This window comes from Palleronia sp. LCG004 (genome assembly GCF_032931615.1).
In the GTDB taxonomy this organism is placed as follows: domain Bacteria; phylum Pseudomonadota; class Alphaproteobacteria; order Rhodobacterales; family Rhodobacteraceae; genus Palleronia.
On the sequence record NZ_CP136759.1, the window covers coordinates 2,825,160 to 2,851,399 of the forward strand.

Sequence of the window (26,240 nt, forward strand, 5' to 3'; positions counted from 1 at the left end):
AGGCGTGTCAGCCGCCGTGAAAACGTATCTGCACCTTCATGGCGCGGGATTTGTCGGCCGCGAGGTCGAAGGCCGCGACCGCATCGTCCGCGTCGTGCACGCCGGTCAACAGCGGGGCGAGGTCGATACGGCCATCGGATATGGCCCGCGCGGCCGTGGCAAATTCTTCATGGAAACGGAACGCACCTCGCAGGTTCAGCTCCTTGGCGACCATCAATTGCAATGGCAGCGGCGCATCGCCACCCATCCCGACGAGCACGACCGTGCCGCCCGCCCGCGTGGCATTCAGCAGACCGCCGAGCGCCTGTGGCGCGCCGGAACATTCGAAACTGACGTCGACACGACCCTTGTCGCGCTGCAACGGTTCCAATCCGTCCGCCTCGGTCGCGAGGTTGATCGTCTCATCCGCACCCATCGCGCGGGCAACCCCAAGTGGCGTGTCGGAGATATCGGTCGCGACGATGCGCGTCGCACCGGCCAGCCGCGCGGCAGCGATCGTCAGGCAGCCGATAGGGCCTGACCCCGCCACGAGCACGGTCTTTCCCACCAGCGACCCGGCCTGCCGCACCGCGTGCAGACACACGGCCAAGGGTTCGGTCATCGCGGCAAATGCCAGGTCTGCATCAGGCGCGAACCGCTCGACCAGCGTCGAGGGGAGGGTCAACGCCTCGCGGAACAACCCTTGTTCATGCGGCATCCGCATGGCCGATCCGTTGAAACGCATGTCGAGGCACTGGTTCGGCTGACCGCGCAGGCAATACTCGCACCGGGTGCAGGGACGGGAGGGGTTCACGGCCACCTTGTCGCCGATGGCCAGCCCCTCGACCCCATCCCCGAGTGCGGCGATTATGCCCGAGACTTCGTGGCCGAGGGCCATCGGTTCGCGGATGCGGATCGCGCCGAAGCCGCCATGCAGATAGTAGTGCAGATCGGACCCACAGATCCCGCCATTCGCGACTCGCACCTGCACCTCTCCGGGGCCGGGCTTTTCCGCGGGCGCGATAGGCTCGACACGCAGATCGCGCGCGGCATGGATGACGACGGCCTTCATCATCGAGCCCCCTTGAGCAGGTTGATCAGGTCGTCGCCCCGGTCCAGCCGATTGACGTTCTCGGCCACGGTCGCGGTGCGACGGGCAATGGTGCCCGTGGTCCAGCCCGACATGTGGGGGGTGATGGTGACGTTGGGCAGGTCGTGGAACGGATGTTTCGACGGCTGCGGGTTCGGATCGTCCTGCGACGGATAGACATACCACGTATCGAGGATCGCGTTCAGGCGGCCGTCCTCCAGCGCGGCGAACAATGCGTCTTCGTCGATCACGGGCCCCCGGCCGACATTCATGACGACCGCGCCGTCGCGCAGCGCGGCGAGCTCTGCCACGCTGATCATGCCGGTGGTGCTGTCGGTCAACGGCAGCGTGTTGAGAAGCACGTCCACCTCACCGGCCATCTCGTCCAGCGCATCGAGACCGTGGGTCGTGACCCGCGCATCCTCGATCGGCGAGCGGTTGGCGACATGGACCTTCATCCCAAAGGCCAGCGCGCGGTCCTTGACTGCCTTGCCGATATGCCCGTGCCCGATGATGCCGATGCTTTGCTGACCCATCTCGGTCCGCAATCCGTTCGGACCGCCGGCCCAGTAATGCCAGTCACCCCGACGCAGCCGGGCATCCGCATCCGCGAGCGGCACATGCCGCGACAGGAGCGCCGTCATGACGTATTCCGCGATGGCGTTCTCATGCCCGAACGCGTTGCAGACGGCGCACCCCGCGGGCAGGGCGTCCATGTCGACCTTGTCGTACCCGGCAGCGGGCAGCTGGAACAGTCGGGCGTTGCGGATGCCCGTGCCTTGGTACTGCACTCCCACGACCACGTCGGCCGCAGCCAGCGCATCGGCCTCCCCCGGGCCCTCCGCCGCGTCCGAGATCACGGTGATCTCGTGCGGCATGTGCAACTGTTCCGAAAGGCCCGGCTCGAAGGTCGACGCATTCGCGCCATAGAAGACGATCTTCATCATGGCGTCACAGCACCGAGATCATGCCGCCATCGGCATAGATGATCTGGCCCGAAACATAGTTCGACGCGTCCGAGGCGAGATAGATGCACGTGCCCGCCAGCTCTTCCGGCAGGCCCCAGCGCCGCATCGGCGTGCGTCCCTTGACCCACGCGTCGAACTCGGGGTTCTCGATCAACGCCTCGTTCATGTCCGTGACCATGTAGCCCGGGCCGATGGCGTTGGACTGGATGCCCTTTTCGCCCCATTCGGCTGCCATCGCCTTGGTCAGCATCTTGATGCCTCCCTTGGCGACCGTGTAGGGCGCGACCGTCGCGCGGGCCAGTTCCGAGGTAAGCGATCCGATGTTGATCACCTTGCCCCGCCCGCGTTTCGCCATGCGTTTCGCAGCCTCGCGCCCGACGACGAAAGCGGCGGTCAGGTTGATGTCGATGACGCGCCGCCAATCGGCGGTATCGAGCTCCAGCATCGGCTTGCGGAACTGGATGCCGGCATTGTTCACGAGGATATCCACGTCGATGCCTTCGGCGTCCAGCGTCTCGAATGCCGCGACGATCGCCGCCTCGTCCGCCACGTCGAAGGCAGAGGTCACAACGTCGAACCCCTGATCGCGCATTTCCTGCGCGGCAGCTTCCAGGCGTTCCGCATTGACGCCGTTCAGCACGATGCGCGCACCGGCCTGCGCCAGACCTTCGGCGAAGGCACGGCCGAGGCCCCGCGACGAGCCGGTGATGAGGGCGGTCTTGCCGGTCAGATCGAATAGGGGATGGCTCATGAAACCTCCGAGATGCGTGTTGTCAGGTCGCCGCGCTCGAAGAAATCCGAGCGCAGTTCGGTGCCGAGACCGGGCCCTTCCATCGGGTAGACGTACCCGTTCTCGATGCGCGGCACCTCAGTCACCAATTCGCGATACCATCCGTTGTAGAAGGCGCGAACGGATTCCTGGATCAACGTGTTGGGCTGGCTGAAGGACATGTGGATCGCGGCGGCGAACCCGACCGGGCCGATGCAGTCATGCGGAGCGAAGGGCCGGTGGTAGGTATCGGCCATGGCGGCGATCTTGCGCCCCTCGGTCAGACCGCCGGTCCAGCACAGATCCGCCATAACCACATGCGCCGCATCGCGGTCCAGATAGTCCTTGTAGGCGAACCGCGACCCCAGCGTTTCCGATGCACAGGTCCATACGCTCGTCGAGGCGGCGAATTCCGCCAGCGCCTGCGCGTTGTTCATGCGGATCGGGTCTTCGTACCAGCGCGGCTGATAGTCCTCCAGGACACGGGCGATGTCCTTGGCCACGGGAAGGTTCCACAGGCAGTGCAACTCGACCATGATCTCCATGCGGTCGCCGACGGCCTTGCGGATCTGTTCGAAGGGTTTCACCGCATTCTTCATTTGTTCCGCGGTGATGAACATGCCCTTGTTCTCGATCGCGGGCGGATCGAATGGCCAGATCTTCATCGCCGTGATGCCCTTGTCGAGCAGATCCTCGGCCAGCGCGCCCGCATCCGTCATGAAGGCGTCGAGATCCTCGTACTGGCCCTCGTCGCGGTTCCAGGTATCCACGGGCTTGATCTTGTTCGTGCGGACGTAGCGCGTGCCCGCGCAGGTATTGTAGACCCGGATGCGGTCCCACGATTGTCCGCCCAGCATCACGTGGACGGGCTGTCCCGCCACCTTGCCGAAGATGTCCCACAGCGCGATGTCGATGGCCGAGGCTGCACGGTATTCCACGCCGGTCGATGCCTGCGCGTTGGGAAGGCTGACCATTTCCTTGTGCAGGGCTTCGATGTTCAGCGGATTCTGGCCCAGCAGCCGAACTGACAGCGTGTTGTGGATATGGGCCTCACAGGCCTCGGCCCCGTAGAAGGTTTCCCCGAGCCCGGTGAACCCGGCATCGGTTTCCACATGGACCCAAAGCACGTTGGCGAATTCCTCCGCACGGAAGGTGCGGATGGCTGTGATCTTCACGTCAGATGTCCTCCCTGCACGCCCGGTTGGACCGGTGGCGTTCGTCATGGTGGACCCTATCGCCGGTTCCGGAACGGAGCTATATCTCGTGACAATCTTTCGTGAATTGTCAGACGATTATGGCGAAGTAATGAGAGAATAGGATAAAATAACCCTTAGATTCTTCATATTACTATAACCGTAGTAAGGAAATCACGTCGTGACGAATCCCATATCAAGCGAGCCGGGACTAGCAGAAATGGCCATGAGGGGCATCCGCGACCTGATCCGTGCGCAAGGATTGCGTCCTGGCGATTCACTTCCATCGGAGGCGGCCTTGGCCGGACATCTCGGCGTGTCCCGTCCCGTGACGCGCGAGGCACTGCGCGGCCTTGCGACCTTGCGGATCCTCGATATCGGTGGATCACGAAAGGCGCGGGTGGCTTTGCCCGACGCCTCCGCTCTCAGTCTCGTGCTCGACCACACGACCTATAGTCGGCGGCTCAGCATCCAGCAGGTGCTGGACGTGCGCAGGACTCTCGAAATGCGGACAGTGGGCCTGGCCGCGATACGTCGCAGCGACGCCGAGGCGACGGAACTGCTCAACACCACGGCCCGGATGTTCGCGGATCTCGAAGCGGGGCATACGGAATTGATGGAGCTTGATATCCACTTCCATTCCATCATCGCCAAGGCTTCCGGCAATCAGCTCTTCGCTATGCTGGTCGACAGCTTCGCGGTCATCACGCGCCAGACCTGGGAGATCGGCTGGCGTTCCCGGGCGACGCACCAGAACCGCAGGGAGAACATCAAGTGTCATGAGCGTATCGCCACCGCGATCATGGCGCAGGACGCCAGCCGCGCCGAAGCGGCCCTGTCGGAACATTTCGACGGTGCCATGGCCGTGCTGATCCGCGCCGGCGTGGCCTGATTTCCGCCGGCCGGTCGGGGTCATTCGTCACGACACTGGCGCGCTTTAGCCGGTCCATCAAACCGGGGAAGCTCGGCCCCTGAACAGGTGCGAATGTATGACATTAAGGCGGCAGGGCGTAAGCTCGCCCCTTCCACTTCAGCCGCGCATTTCACCTTGCGAAGGGGCGCCAGACCAATCGAAAGTCCACCACGCATGGGCAGGATCCAGGCAGTTCTGAATGCGTCGAAGGGTGCGTAATTTCTTTGGAGCGATCAGCGGGCTACCGACATCGTACAACCGATGACGAAATGACTTGGCGAATTGAAGCGGAGGGTAGGAACATCCAATGCCCGTCCCATCAGACCGCTCACGGATCGTTCCACCATCCCCGGATCGCTTCGTGCCGTGCGTGCAGTGGATCTTGTCCGGACGATAATGTTTTGCATGACGGACTAGGTGCAAAGATACTGGTCAGAACGACATGTCGTACAGGGCCTGGGCGATCTTCTCGGGCATGTAGGGCTTGGAAAAGAACACCGCCTGACCAGGCAGGATCCGCATGTCCGGCATGAGATATCCGGAGGTCAGGATGATCCCGATCGGCGGCCACCGATCGCGGATCGCGGCGGCGAGGGTCACTCCGTCGATCCCTCCCGGCATGTCGATATCGCTGAACACGATCCGGATGTCGGGCCGATGTTCCAGTATGTCGATGGCCTGTTGGGCGTCCGCGGCTTCGAGTGCTTCGAAACCCGCATCCTCCACAATGTCTACCGCGCACATTCGCAGGATGGGCTCGTCCTCGACTACGAGCACCACCGGCCACTCTTTCCCACCTGGCATTGTCACGGACTGGTCCTTCATGTTTGCTTCATTTGCGGAAGCGGTGCCCTGAATTCTGCCTGAAAGCCTTCCGCCGGATAACCAAGGTCGCACCCCCCCGTTCCCACGAGGCCGATAGCTATGAGGCGCGAGCCGAATCCCTTTCCCCGGTCCGCTGGCGGATGCGGCGGCGGGCCTCCCGATTCCGACCAGGTCAGGGTGAAATCGGGATCGGGGGTCCCTTCCGCGATGCTCCATGCGATGGCGATGCGCCCGGTCTCGGACGAGAGGGCCCCATATTTCAGCGCATTGGTCGCAAGTTCGTGCAGCAGAAGCGACAGGGATAGTGTCGCGCGCGAGCCAAGCTCGACCGGGGGCCCCGCGATCTCGAACCGGTCGTCCAATTCGAACATGCGCAGTACGGCCCTGACGACCTCTTCCATCGAGGCTGCCGCCCAGTTTTTCTTCAGAAGCACATCGTGAGCCGAGGCGATCGCATGAATGCGCTTGCGGAATGCGGCGACCGCCTCCTTCTCCGTTACCCCACGCAGTGTCTGCGTCGCGATCGCCTGAACCATGGCGAGCGTGTTCTTCATCCGGTGGGACAGTTCCTCGTTCAGAAGCTGCTGCTTGGCTTCGGCTTCCTTCTGGCCGCGGATGTCCCGTGTCACGGTCGCATAGGCCGTCACGTCTCCCGCATCGCTGCGCAGGGCCATGATGTCGTAGATCACAGGGATCGTTTCGCCCGTCACGAAATGGCGGAATCGCAGTTCGCCACGCCAGCCTCCCGTTTCGGTCACCGCCGGGAACACCTCGGTCGCGATATCGGACCATTCGGCCGGAACGAAGTAATCCTCGATCATGGTGTCCGTCGCGCTCTCGGGGCTGGACAATCCGACGAGCCGGCGGCCCGATTCGTTGACCCATGCCATCGACCCATCGAGATGTGCGACCCCGATGAAGTCGCGAGACTGCTCGACGATCGCGGCCAGGCGACGGGATTCTGTCTCGGCATGCTTGCGCTCGGTCACATCCACGGCTGAGCCGGAGAAGCGTTCCGGTCTGCCGTCCCGATCATGGACAAGACGGCCCTTGCACTCGACCCAGCGCAGCGGCTGCCCCTCGATCTCAACCCGGTATTCGATCAGGAAATCTTCGCCGCGATCGAACGTGGCCCTGATACTGTCTCTGAGCCTCCCGATATCTTCCGGGACGACGAATTGCTGATATTCCTCCATCGTCAGGCCGCTCGCGGTCTTCTCGGGGTCGAGACCGTAGATCCGGGCGAAATTTGCATCGCCGTGCAGCAGGTCGGTATCGATCATCCAGTCCCACAAGCCGACGGCACCCGAGGCCGCGAGCGCGATCTGCAGGCGTTCCTCGGCTATCCGGAGATGGGTGTCGATCTCGCGCTTCTTCGTCTCGTCGCGGAGGATCTTCAGGTATCCCACCAGTTCCCCGGACGAAGAGTTGAGGGGCATCATCTCGCCCATCGCGAAGAAGCGCGCTCCGTCCTTCCGCATGTACCATCGTTCGTCCGTGCCGGAGCCGCGTTCCCCTGCCAGCCGCATCTCTGCCGCCAGAACGCCGTTCGTGACGTCTTCGGGCCTGAAGAACGTATCGGCGGGCCTGCCGCACATCTCGGCGGACGACCAGCCGAAGATGCGCTCCGCGCCCCGGTTCCAGCTCGAGACGTAGCCTTCGAGATCCATGGAGATGATGGCGTAATCCAGCGCACTTTCGATGATCTGCAGATGGTGGGTGTTGGCCTCCCGGATTTCGCCGCTGGCGCGGTCGCGATCCCGGCTCAGGCGTCGCAGTTCCAGCTGACTCATGCTCTGGCGTGCCAGTCGTCTGAGGCCGTCGACCTGCCGGTCCGTCAATCCCCCGGGGCGGGGCTGGCCGTCCATGACGCAGAGCGTCCCCAGGGGCGTGCCGTCCGGCGTCTCGAGCCGGACCCCGGCATAGAAGCGTGTGAATGGCGCGCCAGTCACGAACGGGTTGCTGTCGGTCCGGGCATCGAGCTTCAGATCGGGGATGAGCAGCAGGTCGGGCCCTTCCAGCGCATGCGCGCAGACCGATCCCTCGATCGGTATTTCGGGGGCGTCGAAACCGACCCTCGCCTTGAACCACTGCCGATCCTCCAGCACGAAACCGATCAGCGCCGTTTCCGTCCCGCAGATATCGCGCGCGAGATGAGCGATATCGTCGAATTCGACCTCGGCCGGCGTGTCCAGGATGCGATAAGGTGCAAGCGTCGCGTGCCGGTCGGATCCCGTCCGGGCCGAACTCTTCGCGACAGGGGGAGGGGGCATGATCATCAGGTACCCGCAAGATCCTCAAGCGCCGACCGGGTGATGAGCCCGAATGGACAACTCGCACAACCGACAAGGGGGCCTTCTGGTATTCCTGATATTTCTTTCCTTTGCCCCCGCACCGGAGCATGGAACGAAATTGCTAAATTTGAAACTGTTTCTGCGTCGCGGGGCTGAGAAATGGCGGAATGACGCGACGGCGCGTTGTCGAGCCTATCGCTCAGGCAGATCTTGACGGAAAAGGCGGCACGTATCGGCACCGCCCTCCCCAAAGATAACGCACCCTTCAACTAAGCCGTGCGACGGCTCGTCGCGAAGTGCAACATCAGTTCGATCGCAGCCACGACGAGGAGCGTCAGGCCCACGAGCGGGAAGAAAAGGCCTGCCGCGATCGCCATCAGCAGGACCGCATGCGGTATGCGATGGTCCGATGGTACGGCCGGAGCGCCGAGCGATCCCGCCGGGCGGCGCTTCCACCACATGACGATGGCCGAGACCGACATCAGCACGATGGCAATGCAGGCCACCAGCAACACGATCTGGTTCGCCAAGCCGAATTGCTGGCCCATATGGATCGAGACGCCCCACTCCGCCATCCAGCCGAGCGTGCCGAGGTCGGAGATTCCCAGGTCGAGCAGGACCTCGCCGGTATACTGGTCGAGATGGATCACGCGTTCCTGCGATATGTCGTCGGGATAGACGGATGCCGTGAAGACGCCCGTCGCTCCCGACGGCATTGCGACCTCGTAGCCCGGGTGGAGGCCCGCGGCCTCGACCGTCGCCACCACATCGTCGAGTGCTGCCGGAACGCCGTCGGTGCCGCCCGACATCGGCATTCCGTGATGCTCCATGATCCAGGGGGTTTGTTCCATCGCTTCGCCCGCGGGCAGGTCCGACGTGGGCAGGTTCGACCAGTATCCGTCGGTCATCCCGAGGCCCGCCGCGTAGGACAGATCGTAGAAATACTTGCCCCATACGCCCGACCACGGCAGCCCGGTCAGCGCGAGGAAGAGGATGAACCCGGCAGTGTAGATGCCGGTCACCGCGTGGATGTCACGCCACCAGGGGCGGCCGCTCGTCCGGCGGGGGGCCATCACCCCGACCTTCCGTCCCCGCGGCCACCAGAGGTAGATGCCCGTTGCTACCAGAAGCACCATCCAGCCCGCGACGGCCTCGATGATCCGGTTGCCCCACCAGCCGACATATTCGAGCGAATGCAGCTTGCGGACGAGCCACATGGGCGTCGATCCCGACGGTCCGGCATCCCATGCGGAGGCGATGACCGTGGCGTCGTACGGGTTCACGTAGACCGTATCCGTGAGGCCATCCTCGCCGGCGATCTTCACCTGCGCCGTGCGGTCCGGTGCGGAAGGCGGGAAATAGGCGACGAGAGACCCCGGATGGGCCTCGAGCGCGGCTTCTGTGATCGCAGAAGGTGCCATCGCCTGCGTCTCGGCGGGGGTGACGAAGCGTCGCTCGGAATAGGCCGCGTTGTTGATCTCGTCCTTGAAGAGATAGATCCCGCCGGTCACGGCGATCAGGATCACGAAGGGCAGGACGATCAGCCCGGCGAAGAAATGCCAGCGCCAGACGGCGCGGTAAAGCGCGGAATTGCGCGGTGGGTTCATGGTCGTGGTGGTCATGGCGATGGGTCCGTTCGGGATGAATGCGAGAACCTCGCCATCCAGAGATGGCGCGGCAGGCTGCACGTGTCGGCATCGCGGCATGCGTCGAAATGCGGCTTGCCCGGAAGCAGTCACGCCAGGTGGGCCGTTCGGGTTTCAGCCGGATTGCCGGTGGGTGCCGATCCCGGTCCTGCCATGTGAAAAGGGATGCCTGCCGGGCCCCGACAGACGGTCTTTCGCGCGCAGTCCGGGGTCAGCCCGGTTGCGGAGGGGCACGCGCCGAAAGGTAGGGGTTTCCGGCCAATGGCCGGGCGGCCTGATGCCCGCGATCGCGCCCGACCTCATCGCACACCACACGGTCGGCGCTGGGCGCGAACCGGACGGTCGGAGGACCGGGTACCGCGTGGCAGAACGGGCAATGATGATCCTCGTGGGAAGAATGATCCGCACAGAGATCATGGAGCGAGCCGCCGCTCGCGAGATAGGCCGCAAGCTTCCCATCGCCCCGTTCGGGTGCCATCGCGGCGGCCGAGACGACGCTGGCCAGCGCGACCACGAGAAGGGTCGCGAGCAGAAGCGTACGGCGGAATGGCAAACGAACCATCCCTTCGAAGTACCCACCTGCACGTTCTAACGGAAGACCTTTCATGGTTTGCCGACGATGCTCGGATGGGGAAGCCCCAGTCATATCGAGGAGGGCGCGTTCCACGAACCATGGTTACCTGGAAACGACGCGCTGTCCGCGACGCTCAGGAAAGGCAGGTCAAAAGGAAGTCCGCTCGGTCCTCGACATCGACCTTGGGCAGGATGACCGGAACGTAATCCAGCCGACGGTATGCCTCGCGGAGGCGATGGTATTCGGCAATACCCTCATTCAGATCCTGCTGCCGTTCGCCGTCCAGCCGGTGGATCTCCGGCCATGGCGGCGTCAGAAATACTTGGTTGTGAAAGCGGGCAAGCCCTGCAAGCGTCTCCGAGGTCGCGACCCCGTCCGCGTGCTCCAGCGCCACTGCCGCATCGACGAGGCCGCGGTCGAAGAAGACCCATCCTTCCGTACCGGTCACGTCCTCCCGGTCGGCCGAGGCCATCGCGATGGCGCGCCTTGCGAAGGCACCGAGGTCGACCCACGGCAATGCCGTTCCGTCGCCGCGACGCTCTTCCGCCACGATCCTGCGGCCCGGTTCCTCCACGGTGGCGAAGCCCCGCCGGCGCAGTTCGGCCAGCAGCGTCGACTTTCCCCCGCCGGAACACCCCGAGAGAATGACGTGCCTGGGATTGGAAGGAGGTTTCAACATTAAATCCTTCGGTCTCTACGCCCGGCCTTGCCTGAAGGCATAATACGCAATTCCAGCCTGGCTTAGGGCGAGATCCATTCATGGGCTGAGGTGGGCTCAACAATCCGGAAATTTTTCACCGGGAACCGAGCGTATCTCCCGGCATCGTCGATCACGTCCAGTCCGGCATCACCGCATCTGGATAGCGGGCACCGAATCCGCCGGACGGAAGGATCTCTTCGATCCGTCGGAGGTCGTCGTCCGAAAGCTTGAGATGCACAGCGCCGACATTCTCTTCAAGGCGCGCGATGCTGCGAGTGCCGGGAATGGGAACGATGTCGTCACCCTGCGCCAGCAGCCAGGCCAGGGCGAGTTGCGAGACCTTCGCACCGCGCTCGTTGGCGAGGGCCTCGAGTTGTCGTACCGCTTCCACGTTTTTCTCAAACGCGCCAGGCTGCCAGCGCGGATCGAAGCTGCGCATGTCGCTCTTGTCGTACTGGTCCGCCGGCTTGGCCGTCCCGGTCAGAAAGCCTCGGCCGAGCGGCGCGTACGGCACGAAGCCGATGCCGAGCTCCCTCAGAACGGGAAACAACGCTTCTACATCGCGCTCGAAGATCGAGTATTCGGTCTGCAGCATCGCCACCGGCTGGACCGCATGGGCACGGCGGATCGTCGCCGGCCCTGCTTCGCTGAGGCCGAAATGACCGACCTTGCCCGCCTCGATGAGTTCCTTCACCGTCCCCGCTACATCCTCGATCGGGACATCTGGATCGACGCGGTGCTGGTAGAGGACATCCACATGCTCCACACCGAGGAACCGCAGGCTATTGTCGAGAACCTCGCGGATGTGCTCCGGTCGGCTGTTGTAGCCATAGTCGCGGGTCCAGCCGAATTTGGTCGCGATCACGACGTCGTCGCGTACGGGGGCCAGCGCCTCACCGACGACGCGTTCGTTGTGGCCCCAGCCATACAGCTCGGCAGTATCGAAGAACGTGACGCCGATCTCGTGCGCATGCCGGATTGTTTTGACGGCGTCGTTCGTGGTGTCCGATCCATAATACTCGGTAATGCCCATGGCACCGTAGCCTATGGCGGAAACCGTCGGGCCATTCCGGCCCAGATTGCGGGCGGGAAGGATGTTCGCTTGACGGCGGTCGACCATGATAGTCTCCTTTCGGAACATGCCGGTTATAGCATCTCGGCACTATTATGGCACTTAGTGCCAATTTGAACATGGAGTGTCAATGCAGTCGTCGTCTGCCCGATCCGCGCGTTCACTCAGAGAGATCAAGACGGACGCAGTCGCTGCTTCGATAGCCCTGCATGCACTTACATTGTTCGACGAGAAGGGGTTCGACGGTGTGACGGTCGACGAGATCGCGGCTGCGTCCGGGATCTCGCGGCGAAGCTTCTTCCGCTATTTCCCCACCAAGGAGGACGTTGTGGTCGCGGGGCACGCCGCGTTCGGGGAGAGGATCATCGATGTGGTGAAGGCCCGCCCGCAGGACGAAGACGTCTGGACCTCGCTCCGGCGCGGCTACGATGTCTTGTCAGACAATGTCGAGCGCGACCCCGAAGGGGCGGCCAGGACGATGCGCGTGGTCAACAGCACGGCAAGCCTGCGCGCCCACACCTTGGAAAAGCATATTTCCTGGGCGGCCGGCCTGTCGCCTGAAGTCGCGCGGCGTCTCGGAGCCGCGAATGCCTGTCGACTGGAAGCGGACGCACTGGTTCATGCATCATTCGCCTGCCTCGACGTCGCGCTCGCGCATTTCGCGATCGATCAAGACGCGTCCCTCAGCGAGAAACTCGACGCCGCTTTTCAAGCGCTCCGCCCGGATCATATGCGCTGATCGGTTGGGGACCTGCATTGGGGCGCAGTGGCAATGACTTTATCGTGCCCGGACCTTTTCGATCAAATACGAAACGATAGCGGGCTTTCTTGAATGGTGCAGCGTAGGCCCCCTTTGTTCCGCTCTGCCGACATTCATCGATTGAGAATGCTCCGCGATCCATGAATGATCGGTTCGGTGACGCCGTGATGCAGCACGTAGCGATGTGGCCAAGGACGGCTTTGGGCCGAACACGGTCCTGCTAACCGACGACAAGGGCGAACCGCGTTCACTGTCAGAATTGAAGAAATTGCTGGACCGCTTACGTGGCTACGGGCGGCAGTTGCACCGTCGCTCGCCACCGTCTGGCCCTCGGTCGATCCTCCGTTGAGGAAGGATAGTGGTCACGAGGAAGACTATCGTTGCAATCCATAAAAGGAAAGATCTGGTCGGGCAGAGAGGATTCGAACCTCCGACCCCCTGCTCCCGAAGCAGGTGCGCTACCAGGCTGCGCCACTGCCCGACCGTGGGCCGTCCACTATTGCTTCGGGCCGCGCTTTGCAAGGGCTTCGTAGCCCGGCGGCATGCGATTGGCCTGCAGCCTCAGGAGGGCGGGGATACGGGGAAAGGCCACGTTCTCCATCCGCGAGCGATAGGCACCGACGGGACTGGTGCGGGAGCTACCCAGGCTTTCGCGCAGGACGATATAGAGCCCCGAGCAGATGATGATCCCGGCCCCGAGCCACGTCATAAAGTCCGGTACCTCGTCAAAGAAAACCGCGCCGAAGATCGCGGCCCAGATGATCTGAGAATACTGCATCGGGGCGACCACGGCCGCCTCGCCCATGCGGTAGGCCGCGATCATGATGAGGCCGCCGGCAAAGGCCAGCAGCGCGACGAGGGCAATCATTCCCAGATCGATCGCCTCCATCGGGATGTAGACGACGGGCATCAATGCACCCGCCAGCACGAAATTCGCCATCATCGGATAGAGTAGCAGGACCACCCCCCGCTCCTCGCGGCCGATCTTGCGCACGATGACCGAGGCCGTGGCGCTGCCGATCGCGGTGACAAGCGCGGCTCCGTGGCCCAAGGTCAACGCGTCGACGTTCCAGGGTCTCAGCACCACCATCACACCCACGAGCCCCGCAACGACCGCGCCCCAGCGATGCGGCCCGACCTTCTCGCCCAAGATCGGAATCGACAGCACCGTGACGAGCAGCGGAGAGGCGAAGATCAGCGCATAGACTTGGGCGAGCGGAAGGTTCGAAAAGGCGTAGAACGCCCCCATGAGCGCCGAGACGCCTGCGATCGTTCTGAGGAAGATCCACCACGGGTGGACCGGTCTGAGCGTTCCGGAGGTCCGGTCGCGCATCAGCATCACGGTCGTCAGCGGAAATCCCAGCAGGACGCTGAAGAAGATGATCTGGAACGAGGAATAGGTCGCGCCCACCGCTTTCACCAGCACGTCGTGCGTGGCGAAAAGCGCGAAGGCCAGCAGCGCCAGCAGCGGACCGATCAGGGCGGGAGGAAGACGGCTCGACATGACACGACCCTCAACCTCTGCTTGCGTCTCACGTCAAGAGGGAACTGAACGTCGTCTCTTCGCGCTCCATGGAGAAGGGGAGTTCCGCCGAATGGACGTCGTCAACATCTTGCTGCGGGCGGTCATCGTCGTCGCGGTCATCGTCGCGCTGATCCGGCTCAACGGCTTGCGCAGTTTTTCCAAGATGTCGGGTTTCGACTTTGCCATCACGATCGCCGTCGGATCGGTGCTGGCAAGTGCGGCGATGTCCTCGGACTGGCCGGGCTTCTGGCGCTCGACGGGCGCGCTCGTCGCGCTTTTTCTGGTGCAAGGCGCGATCTCGCGTGTCCGCGCGCATTTCGGACCCTTCCAGCAGGTGATCGACAATTCGCCACTCATGCTCATGCGCGACGGCGAGATCCTCGAGGAAAACCTCTCTCGCGGGAATATCAGTCGCGACGATCTGATGGGAAAGCTGCGCGAGGCGAACGCCTTGCGCTTGAAGGACGTTCGCGCCGTCATCCTCGAGAATACCGGCGATGTAAGCGTCCTGCACGGGCAGGGCGACGTGGACGACGCCCTGCTCGATGGCGTGCGGCGCTAGGCCGTGCCGAGGGCGGCGATGATCGCGTCGCCCATTTCCGAGGTCGAGACCGGCTCGCGGCCCTCTTCGCCCAGAAGATCGGCGGTTCGCACGCCCTGCGCCAGGACCGCCTCGACCGCTCCTTCGAGCGCGAGCGCATCGTCGCCCCGGTCGAAGGAATAGCGCAGCGCCATCGCGAAGCTCAGGATGCAGGCGATCGGGTTCGCCTTGCCCTGACCCGCGATGTCGGGGGCCGATCCGTGGACCGGTTCGTAGAGCGCCTTGGGCCGTCCGTTCTCCATCGGAGCGCCGAGCGAGGCGGAGGGCAGCATGCCGAGGCTTCCGGTCAGCATCGCGGCCGCATCCGACAGCATGTCCCCGAAGAGGTTGTCGGTCACGATGACGTCGAACTGCTTGGGCTTGCGGACCAATTGCATCGCACCGTTGTCGGCGAGCATGTGCGTGAGCTCGACCTCGGGGTAATCCTTGGCGACCTCGGTCACGACCTCGCGCCAGAGGACGCCCGATTCCATGACGTTCGATTTTTCCATCGAGCAGAGCTTGCGGTTGCGCCGCATGGCAAGTTCGAAGGCGCTGCGCGCGACGCGGTCGATCTCGGATTCGGTATAGCGCTGCGTGTTGATGCCCACGCGCTCGTTGCCTTCCTCCATGATGCCGCGCGGCTCGCCGAAATAGACGCCGCTCGTCAGTTCGCGCACGATGACGATGTCGAGGCCCGCGACCACATCGCGCTTCAGCGACGAGAAATCGGCGAGCGCGTCGAAGCATTGCGCGGGCCTGAGGTTCGCGAAGAGGTCCATCTCCTTGCGCAGTCGCAGGAGGCCGCGCTCGGGCTTCATCGCGAAGTCGAGCTTGTCGTACTTCGGGCCGCCCACGGCCCCCAGCAGCACCGCGTCGACCTTCTGCGCCTGCTCCATGGCGGCATCGGTCAGTGGCGTTCCGTGCGTGTCGTACGAAATGCCGCCCACCAGATCCTCGATCACGTCGAAATTGACGTCGCGATTGGCTCCGAACCAGTCGATGACCTTGCGTACCTCGGCCATGACTTCGGGGCCGATCCCGTCGCCGGGCAGGATCAGGATGGATGGGTTGGGCATGACGGGACCTCCGGAGGATTGCGGTTGGATCGGGGCGTATAGCGGGGGTCACAAAGCGTCAAGCTGGGCTCAGCGGGCGAGCGTCACGTCCACCCAGACCAGCCGGTGCGCGGGCCAGTTTTCGTCCGGCGCGAACTGGGCATCCGGCGCGGGCCAGAAGACGCCGGCATCACGTACCGCGATGTCACGTGACGGCAGGACATAGCTCAGGCGCAGATTGCCGGGTCCGTCGAAGGCCGCCGTGTCCAGCGCGGGATCGCCTTGATGGTCGGGATCCGCCTCTGCCGCGCCGCCCGCGCTCCGGGGAAGGGGGTCCCGCAGGCGCGGCTCGGACAGAAGCGCGTCCAGCGCGTCGCGGATCCCCTCGCCGTCCTCGGGGTCGAGATTGGCGTTGCCGAGTATGACGAAGGGCGGCTCGGGCACATCGCCCATTTCGCCGTCGAGAAGTCGCGACCAGATCGCCGTCTCGTCCCGGTTTCGCCGGCCGTTCAGATCCTCGGGGCCATCGAAGATCGGCGGTGTCGCGCTCCATGTCATGAGGTCGAGCGTCCGGCCGTCGATCTCGACCGGCACGATCCAGTGGGCGACGGAGGAGAGCCTGCGTGCCGTGTGCGCCTCGACCGTGGGGAATGGCGGATCCGGTGGAATGGACCCCGGCAGATCGGCCCAGGGCAGGTCCGACAGGTCCCGCACCTCGCCCAGCGGGTAGCGAGAGAGTACCGCCATCCCGCCATCGCCCGTGAAATTGCCGTAACCTTGCGCGTCGCGCGGCCCGCGCGTGCGCCCGTCCCCATCCATGTCCAGATCGGTTAGCAGACCCGCATTCGGACGCGCGGCAAAGCTGTGGGGATAGTCCGGCCCGCCATCTTCGACGATCGCCTCTGCAAGTGCGGCGAGGCCGGTGCCGCCCGCATCCCAGTCGACATCCTGCAGGACGAGGATGTCAGGCGCGGTCTCGGCCACGATGCGGGTGACGATTCCCACCCGCTCGGACGGCTCAAGTATGTCACGCAGCATGAGGCCCGGCCCACGGGAGGAAAGTCCGGTGTTGAAGGTCGCGATCCTGAGATCCTGCGCTTCCACGGCCGAGACCGGCAGAAGTGCCACGAGAACCCCCAGCAGGGTCCGCTGCCCGTGGCGAAGGCGCGCGCCTGGGCGCGACCGGTCGATCGAGGGATTGGCCCGGGACGGTTCGCGCGCGAACCGTCCCGGTGCGCCGGTCACACCCAGGGGCGCGATTGCCCGACCGATGCTTCGAACGTGTCGATCGCGGCGGCCTTCTCCAGGGTCAGTCCGATATCGTCGAGCCCTTCAAGCAGGCAATGCTTTCGGAACGGATCGATCTCGAAGCGGATCGTCTCGCCCTCGGAGGTTGTGATCGTCTGGTTTTCCAGATCGATCTCCATCCGCGCATTGGCGCCCTTCTCGGCATCGGCCATCAGAACGTCGACCTGCTCCTGCGGCAACGGAATCGGCAGGATGCCGTTCTTGAAGCAGTTGTTGAAGAAGATGTCCGCGAAGGACGGCGCGATCACGCAGCGGATCCCGAAATCCTTGATGGCCCATGGCGCATGCTCCCGCGAGGATCCGCAGCCGAAATTCTCGCCCGCGACCAGGATTTCGGCCTCACGATAGGCGGGCTTGTTGAGCACGAAGTTCTCGTTCTCCGACCCGTCGTCGTTGTAGCGCATCTCATCGAAGAGGTTCACCCCGAGCCCCGACCGCTTGATGGTCTTCAGGAACTGCTTGGGGATGATCATGTCTGTGTCGATGTTGATGAGCGGCAGGGGAGCCGCGACACCGGTCAATTTCTCGAACTTGTCCATTTACTCTCTCCTCAAGCCGGCTGCGGCTCGGACTGCATGAGCTCGCGCACATCCGTCAGCCTGCCCGTGATCGCCGCCGCCGCCGCCATGGCGGGCGACATGAGATGCGTGCGGCCGCCGCGTCCCTGGCGGCCCTCGAAATTGCGGTTCGAGGTGGCCGCGCAACGCTCGCCCGGGGCGAGCTGGTCGGGATTCATGGCAAGACACATCGAACAGCCGGCCATCCGCCATTCGAAGCCCGCATCCATGAATATCTGCGCAAGGCCCTCTTCCTCCGCCTGGGCGCGAACGAGACCCGATCCCGGCACGACCATGGCGCGCAGGCCGTCCTTGATCTTGTTGCCCTTCAGGATCTCGGCCGCTGCCCGCAGATCCTCGATCCGGCCATTGGTGCAGGAGCCGATGAAGACGGTGTCGATCGGGATCTCGCTGAGCTTCGTACCGGCCTCGAGGCCCATGTATTCGAGCGCGCGCCGCGCGGCCGCAACCTTGCCGCCCGAAAAGCTCTCGGGGTTGGGAACCTCGGCGGTGATCGGCAGCGTGTCCTCGGGCGAGGTGCCCCATGTCACGACCGGCGCGATCTCTTCGCCCTTCAGCGTCACGACCTTGTCCCAATGGGCGTCGTCATCGGATTTGAGGGTCTTCCACCACGAAAGCGCAGCCTCCCATTGTGCGCCCTTCGGCGCGTGGGGGCGACCCTTCACGTAGTCGAAGGTCGTCTCGTCGGGCGCGATGAGGCCCGCGCGCGCGCCGCCCTCGATCGCCATGTTGCAGACCGTCATGCGGCCTTCCATGCTGAGCGAGCGGATCGCCTCGCCGCAATACTCGATGACGTAGCCGGTGCCGCCCGCGGTGCCGGTCTTGCCGATGACCGACAGCGTGATGTCCTTGGCCGTGACGCCGGGGGCGAGTTTCCCGGTGATCTCGACCTTCATGTTCTTCGATTTCGACTGGATCAGCGTCTGCGTGGCGAGCACGTGCTCGACCTCGGACGTGCCGATGCCGTGGGCAAGCGCGCCGAAGGCACCGTGCGTCGCCGTATGGCTGTCGCCGCAGACGACCGTCATGCCGGGCAGGGTCCAGCCCTGCTCGGGGCCGATGATGTGCACGATGCCCTGCCGCACGTCGCTGACGGGATAGTAGTTGATCCCGGTCTCGCGCGCATTCGCGTCGAGCGCCTCGACCTGGATGCGCGATTCCTCGTTCTCGATCCCGTTCGCGCGGTCGGGCGTCGTGGGCACGTTGTGGTCGGGCACGGCGATGGTCTTCTCGGGCGCGCGGACCTTGCGGCCCGACAGGCGCAGCCCCTCGAAGGCCTGCGGGCTCGTCACCTCATGGACAAGGTGGCGGTCGATATAGAGAAGGCTGGTGCCATCCTTGTCCTCGTGGACCAGATGTGCGTCCCAGATCTTGTCGTAGAGCGTCTTGGGGGACATGGGCGTCCTCTCCTTGGCTGGAATATCTCGGGCTCAGGCTGTACGGGCGGACGGCATCATAGGCGCGCGAGAACGCTCAGCGCGGCACCGAAGAAACGTTCGCTGAGACGCGCGCGATCGCCGATATCGAAGACTGGGCTCATGGCGGGGGATCCTATCCCACCCCGCCGGCGGAATAAAGGCCCGCGCGTGCGGGCTTGCCGCGTCCCGGGCGGCGCTGCATTCTCACATCCATGGACGCCGAAATCGCCGTCATCTCGGAAGAACTCGCCCGGATCTGGGCGTTGCTGCGATTGCAGGTGCAGAACCTCGCTCTGCCTTCGCGGCTCTGGCAGCTCGGGGTCGTCGCGGCCCTGATCGTCGCGGCCATCGCGTTCGCCCGGCTGGTCCAGCCCCGGATGCGCGAATGGATGCGCGGGCTCGAGAATCGACCGAAATGGCAGCTTCGGCTGCTGCTGACGATCAACCGCCGGCTGAAGCTCATCTTCTTCACGATCTTCGTCTGGATCGCACTCTGGACGATGCGGGGAATCACGCCCTATCCCTCGCGCAGCTACATTCTCGCGATGGTGGCGAGCCTTGCGCTCGCCTGGCTCGCCGTGGTCTTCGCGGTGCGGCTGGTGCGCAATCCCGCGCTGCGCTCCGTCGTGCGCTGGGGGCTCTGGATCTGGGTGACGCTCTACCTTCTCGGGATCACCGACGAGGTCGGGCGTGCGCTCGACCGGGTGGCCTTCACGCTGGGCGAATTCCGGTTGAGCCTCCTGTCCTTCCTGAAGGTGATCGTGCTCGTCTCGGTGCTGCTGACGATCGCGCGGATCCTGTCCTCGACCAGCGCCGAGCGTATCCGCCGCAACGAGTCGATCAGCCCCTCGATGCGGGTCCTCGTCGTGAAGATGCTGCAGATCGGGCTTTACGGCGCGGCGCTCTTCGCGGCGCTCAGGATCGTGGGGGTGGATCTCACGGGGCTTGCGGTGCTGTCGGGCGCGATTGGCGTGGGGCTCGGCTTCGGTCTGCAAAAGGTCGTCTCGAACCTCGTTTCCGGGGTGATCATCCTGCTCGACAAGTCGATCAAGCCCGGCGACGTGATCTCTCTCGGCGATACGTTCGGCTGGATCAACACGCTCGGCGCGCGCTACGCCTCGATCACGACGCGCGACGGCAAGGAATACCTGATCCCCAACGAGGATCTGATCACGGGGCAGGTGGTCAACTGGTCGCATTCGAACGAATTCGTCCGGCTCGATATCTTCTTCGGCACCGCCTATCACGACGATCCCCATGCCGTGCGCCGCATCGCGATCGGGGCTGCATCCGGTGTCGCGCGGGTGCTGTCGACGCCCGCGCCGGTCTGCCACATCACCGGCTTCGGCGGTTCGTCGGTCGATTACATCCTGCGGTTCTGGATCACCGATCCGACAGGCGGTCTGACCAACATCCGCGGCAACGTCTATCTCGCGCTCTGGGATGCGTTCAAGGAAGAGGGGATCTCTATCCCGTTCCCGCAGCGCGAGGTGCGGGTGGTAAACGATACGCTCCGCGTCGAGACCGGTGCGGATCGGGATAACGGGCCGTGAATGTCTCCCGCCCGATGAAGCCGCAACGTTCTTGAAGGCACCCGTACGGCGGGGCATCTTCGGCCCATGTCATGGCTGGCACGAATCGCGGAACGGCTGATCGACGCGTCGCGGGACGCGGGCGACCTCGAAGGGCTCGAGGGCGAGGGCAAGCCCATCGCCGTCGCCGAAGGCGGGCTCGACCCGCTGGAGGAGGCGGGTTTCCGGATCATGAAGACCGAGGGCGTGGTGCCGCCCGAGGTTGCGCTGATGCAGCGGGCGGCGTCCGAGCGCGCCGCACTCGCCGCCGCCGAGACCGAGCCCGAACGACGTGCTGCGATGGCCGCGCTGGGGCAGACGCAGATGCGCCTCGCCATGCTGTCGGAGCGTCGGCGCGGCCTGCGCTACTGAGCGGGCTGGATACCGTGGGGCAGCGTCCTATCTCGCCCGATCATGGACTGGACCCTCTTCTTCATCTTTCTCGCGGCCTGCGGCGGTGCGGCGGCAACCGGCGTGATGTTCTCACCCGGCCAATGGTACGACGCGCTCGAAAAGCCGGCTTGGACGCCGCCGAACTGGGTTTTCCCGGTCACGTGGACCGTGCTCTACCTCTTCATCGCCAATGCCGGCGCGCGAATCGCATCGGAGCCCGCCAATGCCTATGCGATGGGGTTCTTCGCCGTCCAGATCGCGTTCAACACGCTCTGGACGCCGGTGTTCTTCGGATTGCACAAGATGAAGGCCGCGCTCGTCGTGATCGCGATCCTCTGGGTTGCGGTCTTTGCCACGACGGTCAGCTTCTGGGATCTCGACTTCATCGCCGGGATCCTGTTCGTGCCCTATCTCATCTGGGTCAGCATCGCCGCTGCGCTCAATTTCGAGGTGTGGCGGCTCAACCGTCGCGGCCCGATCACCACCTAGCCGCGCCAGTTCGCCCGGCGCGGCACACGTACCGCCAGAAGCGGCATGAGCCATGGCCCCCGGAACCGGTCGAGGTCGAGCGCTTCGTGCGTACCGGTCACCTCCTCACCGTCGATGCACGTCCTCACGGCCGAACGGGAGTAGAAGGGCGCATCGAGCATCGGCAGGACCTGTTTGGGCGCATACCCTGCATCGGCGCGCGTCTCGCGGCGCACCTGCCACCGCGTTCTGGGCAGCGTCGCACGGGCCGGCGGGTCGATATCCGAAACATTGCCGTCGCGGCCGATGTGGATTGCGGTGGTCGAGGGCGATCCGTCGCGCAACGTTGCCTCGTAAAAGCAGGTCGTGCCGTCCTTGCCCGGAAAGCGCCCCCAGCTCCAGTAGCTGAAATCGGCCTCAAGCGGGCGCGTCCCCGAATTCGCGTCGAAATAGCCGTGCCCGGACCAGCGCCCCCGGTCCCCGAGATCGACATGGATGCGACCCGATGGCGCCAGTGGCCTCCAGAGATGACTGTCGTCGGGTGCGAGCGAGATCTCGGCCCCCGTCAGCGCATCTGGCTCGAAGGTGATCGTGCCGCGAATGCGCGAGATTAGAGGCGGGGAGCTTACTTCCTCGACCGTGACGATCAGCTTGCCGTCGCGCCATTCCATCGCCGAAGGGCCGATCCCGATCCGTTCGGGTGTCTGCGAGAGGGCATCGCGCCCGCGATCGGTCATGGCAAAACGCCCGCCGGGCCCGTAGGTCGCGATGTTCAGGCAGCAATGATCGCGCGGATCGCGGTGCCCGGACCAGCGATACCAGGGCGAGAAGACCGATCCTATGAACCCGATGGCCGAGACGCCGCGGGTTCCGTCGTCGGAGATTCCGTCGAGATACCACCATGCATATCCGCCGCGTCCGACCTGCCGGTCGAAGAGAGGCTCAGGCCGATCGCGCTGGCGGCGTGTCGGCCTGACAGGGCTGCCATCGGCACCCCCGCTCCCGGATGCGTCCCCCCGCCCGCCAGATACAGTCCCGGAACCGCGCTCTGCGCCGTCGGGCGCCTGAAGGCTGCCATCGTGCCCTGGGGCGAGCGCCCGTAGAGCGCGCCCCCCGATCCCGGAAAGAGCCGCCCGAAGCCCCTGGGCCCCGTAAGGGCCGTGGCCGGCGGCTCCGGATCGAAGCGGAGATCCCGCTCGGCCAGGGTGGTGAAGGTCCGCTGACGACATTGATTGAACTCCTGCTCGGGGGTGTCGGGGGCGGCGTTGACGATGATCTCGAACCGCTCGGGGCCGTCGGGGGGCGTGCGGCCCGTGCCGCGATCCTGCGCGCAGACATAGATCGTCGGGTCGAGCGGCGGCAGCCCATCGGCGATCCGGTCGAATTCCGAATGCGGATCGCGGCCGAAGAAGACATTGTGATGCACCAGATCCGCGCCCTGTGGTCGCGCCGCGAAGGCCCAGACCTCGGCCGAGAGGCTCAGAGGCTCGACCGCTCCGCGAGGCACGGCATCGGTCACGTCGCTTCCCAGAAGCCCGTGCCTGAGCGCGCGCGGATCGCCGTTGAAGACGACGCGGTCGCAATCGAGGACCGTCCCATCCTCGAGCTCCACCGCGCTCACGCGCCCTTCGTCGGTCACGATCCGGGTGGCGACGCTGGCATAGCGGATGCGCGCCCCGAGATCGGTGGCAAGCGCCGCCATGCCGCGGGCGAGCGCCGCGATGCCGCCCTCGACGCGCCAGATCCCGGCGGCCTCTGCCTCCCAGATCAGCGAGAGGAGCGCAGGTGTACCGAAGGGGGAGCCGCCGACATAGGTGGCGTAGCGCCCGAAAAGCTGTCTGAGCCGCGGATCGGTGAAATCGCGGGCAAGCCGTCCGGCCAGGCTCCGGCCGGGCGACATCGCGCGCAACAAGCCCGGATCGCGTGCGACGAGCGCCGCGAACGACAGGGGGCGGGGGGCGGGCGCGCGTAGCATCGGGTCTTCGAAGGTGGCAAAGAGTCGGCGGGCGCGGGCGGCGAAGGCGCGGAACTCCTTCCCTGCGGCGGGCCCCGCGAAATTGGCGATGGCCCTGGCATTCTCACCTTCGTTCGACGTGAGGTCGAGCCGGCTGCCGTCGGGCCAGAAATGGCGCGCAAGAAGCGGCTCGGGAGCGAGCGTCACGTAATCGTCGAGCGCGGCACCGGCCTCCTCGAACAGCTCGTCGAAGACGACGCGCAGCGTCAGGACTGTCGGGCCCGCATTGACCGGTCCCGCGGCGCTGTCCTGCGTGCGCGCCTTGCCGCCCGGCGCTGTGCCTCGATCGAGGATCGTGACGTCGCACCCCTTCGCGGCGAGCGCGATGGCGGCGGAGAGGCCGCCCATGCCGGCTCCAATGACGATGATGCGGGTCTCGCTCATGCGCGATTCTTGACTCACCCTGATCGATGTGTCCAGATTGGTTGACACTTTCGCCTATCCCCGTCCGCGAGGTTGCAGTCGCCATGTCCATTTCGACCCGGATCGAGAGCCATCTCGCCCGCACGATCGAGAGGGGTCGGGGCGGGGATGCACCCGCGCGGCTGTCCTCCGCGCTGCATTACGCGACCGCGCCCGGCGGCGCGCGGATCCGGCCAACCATTTGCACGAGCGTCGCGCTCGCCTGCCTCGACGACCGGCCGGCGCTGACCGATGCGGCGGCCGTCGCGCTCGAACTCGTCCACTGTGCGAGTCTCGTCCACGACGACATGCCCTGTTTCGACGATGCGGACATGCGGCGTGGCAAGCCTTCGGTCCATCGAGCCTTTTCCGAACCGCTTGCCCTTCTGACGGGCGACAGCCTCATCGTCATGGCCTTCGACACCCTTGCCCGCGCCGCGCCGCAGGACCCGCTTCGCGCGGTGGAGCTCATCCGCATCCTCGCTGCGCGAACCGGCATGCCCGGTGGCATCTGCGCGGGGCAGGGGTGGGAAAGCGAGGCACGGATCGACCTCGCTGCCTATCACCGCGCCAAGACCGGCGCGCTGTTCGTGGCCGCGACCCAAATGGGTGCCGTCGCCGCCGGACAAGAGGCCGAGCCCTGGGAAGAGTTGGGTCAGCGGATCGGCGAGGCGTTCCAGGTGGCCGACGACTTGCGCGACGCGCTCTACGATGCCGAGGCGCTGGGCAAGCCCGCCGGTCAGGACGACCTGCACGGACGGCCGAACGCAGTGGCCGCGCTGGGCGTCGACGGGGCGGTCGGGCGGCTGACCGATATCCTTGGCGGCGCGATCGCGTCGATCCCGTCCTGTCCGGGTGAAGCATCGCTCGCAGCGATGGTGCGGCGCTATGCTGAGAAGCTGACGCCGCTCACCCACAGACCCGCCCGCGTGGGCCACTGATCCATGCGCGATGCCGGTGGCGCGCCGGGCTGGTGCGAAAGGCTGGTGCGCGATCCCCGTTTCCGGCGCTGGGCCGCCCGGTTCCCCCTGACCCGATCCCATGTGCGGCACGAGGGCGAGGCGATCTTCGACATTGTCTCGGGCTTCGCTCAAAGCCAGGTCCTGCGCGTCCTTGTCGAACTGCGCGTCCTGCATCTGGTCGAAGGCCGTCCGCGAGAGATCGGCGCACTCGCCCGTGAGCTGCCCTTGCCGGACGACCGGGCGGAGATCCTGATCCGCGGCGGCGTCGCGCTGGGCCTGCTGCGTCTTTCGCGCGGTCGCGTGCGGCTCAGCCTGCGCGGCGCCGCGCTTCTGGGCGTGCCCGGGCTCGAGGAGATGATCCGCCATCACGATATCCTCTACCGCGACCTTTCGGACCCGGTCGCGTTCTTCCGCGGTGAGGTCGAGACCGAACTGGCGGGCTTCTGGCCCTACGTCTTCGGGCAGGGCGGCGAAGCGGGGGCAGAGGACAGCGCACGCTATTCGCGTCTCATGGCCGAGAGCCAGATCCTCGTGGCCGAGGATACGCTTGCCGCGATCGACCTGCGGGGCGTCTCGCGTCTCGTCGATGTGGGCGGCGGGACGGGAATGTTCCTGGCGCACGTGGCCGGGGCGCTGCCGCACGCCGATCTGGTCCTCTTCGACCTGCCGCAGGTGATGGGCCCGGCGCGTGCCGCGCTCGAGGGGCAGGGGCTCGGCGGGCGAATCACGTTCGCCCCGGGGAATTTCCGGCACGACGATCTGCCCGAGGGGGCGGATGCGATCACCCTCGTCCGCGTGCTCTACGATCATCCCGACGTCGTGGTGCGCACACTCCTGAGCCGCGCACGCGCGGCCCTATCGCCGGGCGGACGGCTCATCGTGTCCGAGCCGATGACCGGCGGAGACGCCCCTCACGTCGCGGGCGACATCTATTTCGCGCTGTATTGCATGGCGATGCGGACCGGCCGCGCCCGTGCGCCCGGCCGCATTGCGGAGCTTCTGCGCGAGGCCGGTTTCGGCGAGATCCGCATCGCCCGATCATCGCGGCCCTTCGTGACGAGTGTGGTCGAAGGACGCGCCGTCTGATGCGAGTGTCTATTCAGATTGACAGAGTAAAGTGTAAGCTTAGACTGACACCATGATCCGTACCGGGTTCGGACCCGGTCCACCGCGACAGGGA

At 65.1% G+C, this 26,240-nt stretch carries 25 protein-coding genes and 1 tRNA gene; 8 read left to right on the top strand and 18 right to left on the bottom strand.

The window, feature by feature from the left end; genetic code table 11:
• Positions 1 to 7: 7 nt before the first annotated feature.
• Genes RVY76_RS13805 through RVY76_RS13820 form a run of 4 tightly spaced genes read right to left on the bottom strand, consistent with a single transcriptional unit; the run spans position 8 to position 3,981 of the window.
• On the bottom strand, positions 8 to 1,051 hold the full coding sequence (locus RVY76_RS13805; protein ID WP_317376777.1) for an L-idonate 5-dehydrogenase: 1,044 nt from the start codon (positions 1,049 to 1,051) through the stop codon (positions 8 to 10).
• On the bottom strand, positions 1,051 to 2,016 hold the full coding sequence (locus RVY76_RS13810; protein WP_317374747.1) for an NAD(P)-dependent oxidoreductase: 966 nt from the start codon (positions 2,014 to 2,016) through the stop codon (positions 1,051 to 1,053). Before RVY76_RS13810 ends, RVY76_RS13805 begins: the two co-directional genes overlap by 1 nt.
• A gap of 4 nt (positions 2,017 to 2,020) precedes the next feature.
• Positions 2,021 to 2,788, bottom strand: a complete 768-nt coding sequence (locus RVY76_RS13815) for an SDR family oxidoreductase (protein ID WP_317374749.1) — start codon at positions 2,786 to 2,788, stop codon at positions 2,021 to 2,023.
• Positions 2,785 to 3,981: a mandelate racemase/muconate lactonizing enzyme family protein gene (locus RVY76_RS13820; protein WP_317374750.1), complete on the bottom strand. Its 1,197-nt coding sequence runs from the start codon at positions 3,979 to 3,981 to the stop codon at positions 2,785 to 2,787. The genes RVY76_RS13815 and RVY76_RS13820 overlap by 4 nt, the downstream gene beginning before the upstream one ends.
• Before the next feature lie 244 nt (positions 3,982 to 4,225).
• Between RVY76_RS13820 and RVY76_RS13825 the strand changes: the two genes are divergently transcribed.
• On the top strand, positions 4,226 to 4,891 hold the full coding sequence (locus tag RVY76_RS13825; protein ID WP_317374751.1) for a FadR/GntR family transcriptional regulator: 666 nt from the start codon (positions 4,226 to 4,228) through the stop codon (positions 4,889 to 4,891).
• 453 nt (positions 4,892 to 5,344) lie between these two features.
• Here the strand turns inward: RVY76_RS13825 and RVY76_RS13830 are convergent, their stop codons facing one another.
• The 6 genes from RVY76_RS13830 to RVY76_RS13855 form a co-directional block, all read right to left on the bottom strand.
• A complete protein-coding gene (locus RVY76_RS13830) occupies positions 5,345 to 5,737 on the bottom strand; it encodes a response regulator (RefSeq protein WP_317374752.1) in 393 nt (130 codons plus the stop codon).
• Complete coding sequence (locus RVY76_RS13835) at positions 5,734 to 8,016, bottom strand: PAS domain S-box protein (protein WP_317374753.1); 2,283 nt, start codon at positions 8,014 to 8,016, stop codon at positions 5,734 to 5,736. The genes RVY76_RS13830 and RVY76_RS13835 overlap by 4 nt, the downstream gene beginning before the upstream one ends.
• A 284-nt stretch (positions 8,017 to 8,300) precedes the next feature.
• On the bottom strand, positions 8,301 to 9,653 hold the full coding sequence (locus RVY76_RS13840; protein WP_317374754.1) for a PepSY domain-containing protein: 1,353 nt from the start codon (positions 9,651 to 9,653) through the stop codon (positions 8,301 to 8,303).
• A 235-nt stretch (positions 9,654 to 9,888) separates the two neighbouring features.
• On the bottom strand, positions 9,889 to 10,230 hold the full coding sequence (locus RVY76_RS13845; protein WP_317374755.1) for a DUF2946 family protein: 342 nt from the start codon (positions 10,228 to 10,230) through the stop codon (positions 9,889 to 9,891).
• Positions 10,231 to 10,384: 154 nt separating this feature from the next.
• Entirely contained in the window at positions 10,385 to 10,930 is a 546-nt protein-coding gene (locus RVY76_RS13850; RefSeq protein WP_317374757.1) for an AAA family ATPase, read from the bottom strand.
• Between the two features lie 151 nt (positions 10,931 to 11,081).
• Positions 11,082 to 12,071: an aldo/keto reductase gene (locus RVY76_RS13855; protein ID WP_317374758.1), complete on the bottom strand. Its 990-nt coding sequence runs from the start codon at positions 12,069 to 12,071 to the stop codon at positions 11,082 to 11,084.
• Between the two features lie 172 nt (positions 12,072 to 12,243).
• Between RVY76_RS13855 and RVY76_RS13860 the strand changes: the two genes are divergently transcribed.
• Positions 12,244 to 12,762 (top strand): TetR family transcriptional regulator, encoded by a 519-nt coding sequence (locus RVY76_RS13860; protein ID WP_317374759.1) that lies wholly within the window; start codon positions 12,244 to 12,246, stop codon positions 12,760 to 12,762.
• Between the two features lie 425 nt (positions 12,763 to 13,187).
• Here RVY76_RS13860 and RVY76_RS13865 read toward each other — a convergent pair.
• Both RVY76_RS13865 and RVY76_RS13870 read right to left on the bottom strand, forming a co-directional pair.
• Positions 13,188 to 13,264 (bottom strand) — tRNA-Pro (locus tag RVY76_RS13865).
• Between the two features lie 15 nt (positions 13,265 to 13,279).
• Complete coding sequence (locus RVY76_RS13870; protein WP_317374761.1) at positions 13,280 to 14,287, bottom strand: DMT family transporter; 1,008 nt, start codon at positions 14,285 to 14,287, stop codon at positions 13,280 to 13,282.
• Positions 14,288 to 14,378: 91 nt separating this feature from the next.
• Here RVY76_RS13870 and RVY76_RS13875 point away from each other — a divergent pair, with 91 nt between their 5' ends.
• Positions 14,379 to 14,870: a DUF421 domain-containing protein gene (locus RVY76_RS13875; RefSeq protein ID WP_317374763.1), complete on the top strand. Its 492-nt coding sequence runs from the start codon at positions 14,379 to 14,381 to the stop codon at positions 14,868 to 14,870.
• Here RVY76_RS13875 and leuB read toward each other — a convergent pair.
• The 4 genes from leuB to leuC form a co-directional block, all read right to left on the bottom strand.
• Positions 14,867 to 15,967, bottom strand: coding sequence for a 3-isopropylmalate dehydrogenase (leuB, locus tag RVY76_RS13880; protein ID WP_317374764.1), 1,101 nt, complete (start codon positions 15,965 to 15,967; stop codon positions 14,867 to 14,869). The two genes, RVY76_RS13875 and leuB, sit on opposite strands and share 4 nt — an antisense overlap.
• Positions 15,968 to 16,036: 69 nt before the next feature.
• Positions 16,037 to 17,074 (bottom strand): endonuclease/exonuclease/phosphatase family protein, encoded by a 1,038-nt coding sequence (locus tag RVY76_RS13885; RefSeq protein ID WP_317374765.1) that lies wholly within the window; start codon positions 17,072 to 17,074, stop codon positions 16,037 to 16,039.
• Positions 17,075 to 17,187: 113 nt separating this feature from the next.
• On the bottom strand, positions 17,188 to 17,793 hold the full coding sequence (gene leuD / locus RVY76_RS13890) for a 3-isopropylmalate dehydratase small subunit (RefSeq protein WP_317374767.1): 606 nt from the start codon (positions 17,791 to 17,793) through the stop codon (positions 17,188 to 17,190).
• Positions 17,794 to 17,804: 11 nt separating this feature from the next.
• Positions 17,805 to 19,229, bottom strand: a complete 1,425-nt coding sequence (leuC, locus tag RVY76_RS13895; protein ID WP_317374769.1) for a 3-isopropylmalate dehydratase large subunit — start codon at positions 19,227 to 19,229, stop codon at positions 17,805 to 17,807.
• Positions 19,230 to 19,462: 233 nt separating this feature from the next.
• Here leuC and RVY76_RS13900 point away from each other — a divergent pair, with 233 nt between their 5' ends.
• From RVY76_RS13900 to tspO, 3 genes are all read left to right on the top strand, one after another.
• Entirely contained in the window at positions 19,463 to 20,803 is a 1,341-nt protein-coding gene (locus RVY76_RS13900) for a mechanosensitive ion channel family protein (RefSeq protein WP_317374771.1), read from the top strand.
• A 66-nt stretch (positions 20,804 to 20,869) separates the two neighbouring features.
• Entirely contained in the window at positions 20,870 to 21,193 is a 324-nt protein-coding gene (locus RVY76_RS13905) for a DnaJ family domain-containing protein (protein ID WP_317374772.1), read from the top strand.
• Between the two features lie 42 nt (positions 21,194 to 21,235).
• Entirely contained in the window at positions 21,236 to 21,703 is a 468-nt protein-coding gene (tspO, locus tag RVY76_RS13910) for a tryptophan-rich sensory protein TspO (RefSeq protein ID WP_317374774.1), read from the top strand.
• Here tspO and crtC read toward each other — a convergent pair.
• Positions 21,700 to 22,566, bottom strand: a complete 867-nt coding sequence (gene crtC / locus RVY76_RS13915) for a carotenoid 1,2-hydratase (RefSeq protein WP_317376778.1) — start codon at positions 22,564 to 22,566, stop codon at positions 21,700 to 21,702. The two genes, tspO and crtC, sit on opposite strands and share 4 nt — an antisense overlap.
• Positions 22,521 to 24,080: a 1-hydroxycarotenoid 3,4-desaturase CrtD gene (crtD, locus tag RVY76_RS13920; RefSeq protein ID WP_317374775.1), complete on the bottom strand. Its 1,560-nt coding sequence runs from the start codon at positions 24,078 to 24,080 to the stop codon at positions 22,521 to 22,523. Before crtD ends, crtC begins: the two co-directional genes overlap by 46 nt.
• 83 nt (positions 24,081 to 24,163) lie before the next feature.
• On the opposite strand from crtD, the gene RVY76_RS13925 reads away from it, so the two are divergent.
• Positions 24,164 to 25,039, top strand: coding sequence for a polyprenyl synthetase family protein (locus RVY76_RS13925; RefSeq protein ID WP_317374777.1), 876 nt, complete (start codon positions 24,164 to 24,166; stop codon positions 25,037 to 25,039).
• Between the two features lie 3 nt (positions 25,040 to 25,042).
• Positions 25,043 to 26,146 (top strand): methyltransferase, encoded by a 1,104-nt coding sequence (locus RVY76_RS13930; RefSeq protein ID WP_317374778.1) that lies wholly within the window; start codon positions 25,043 to 25,045, stop codon positions 26,144 to 26,146.
• Positions 26,147 to 26,240 lie beyond the last annotated feature (94 nt).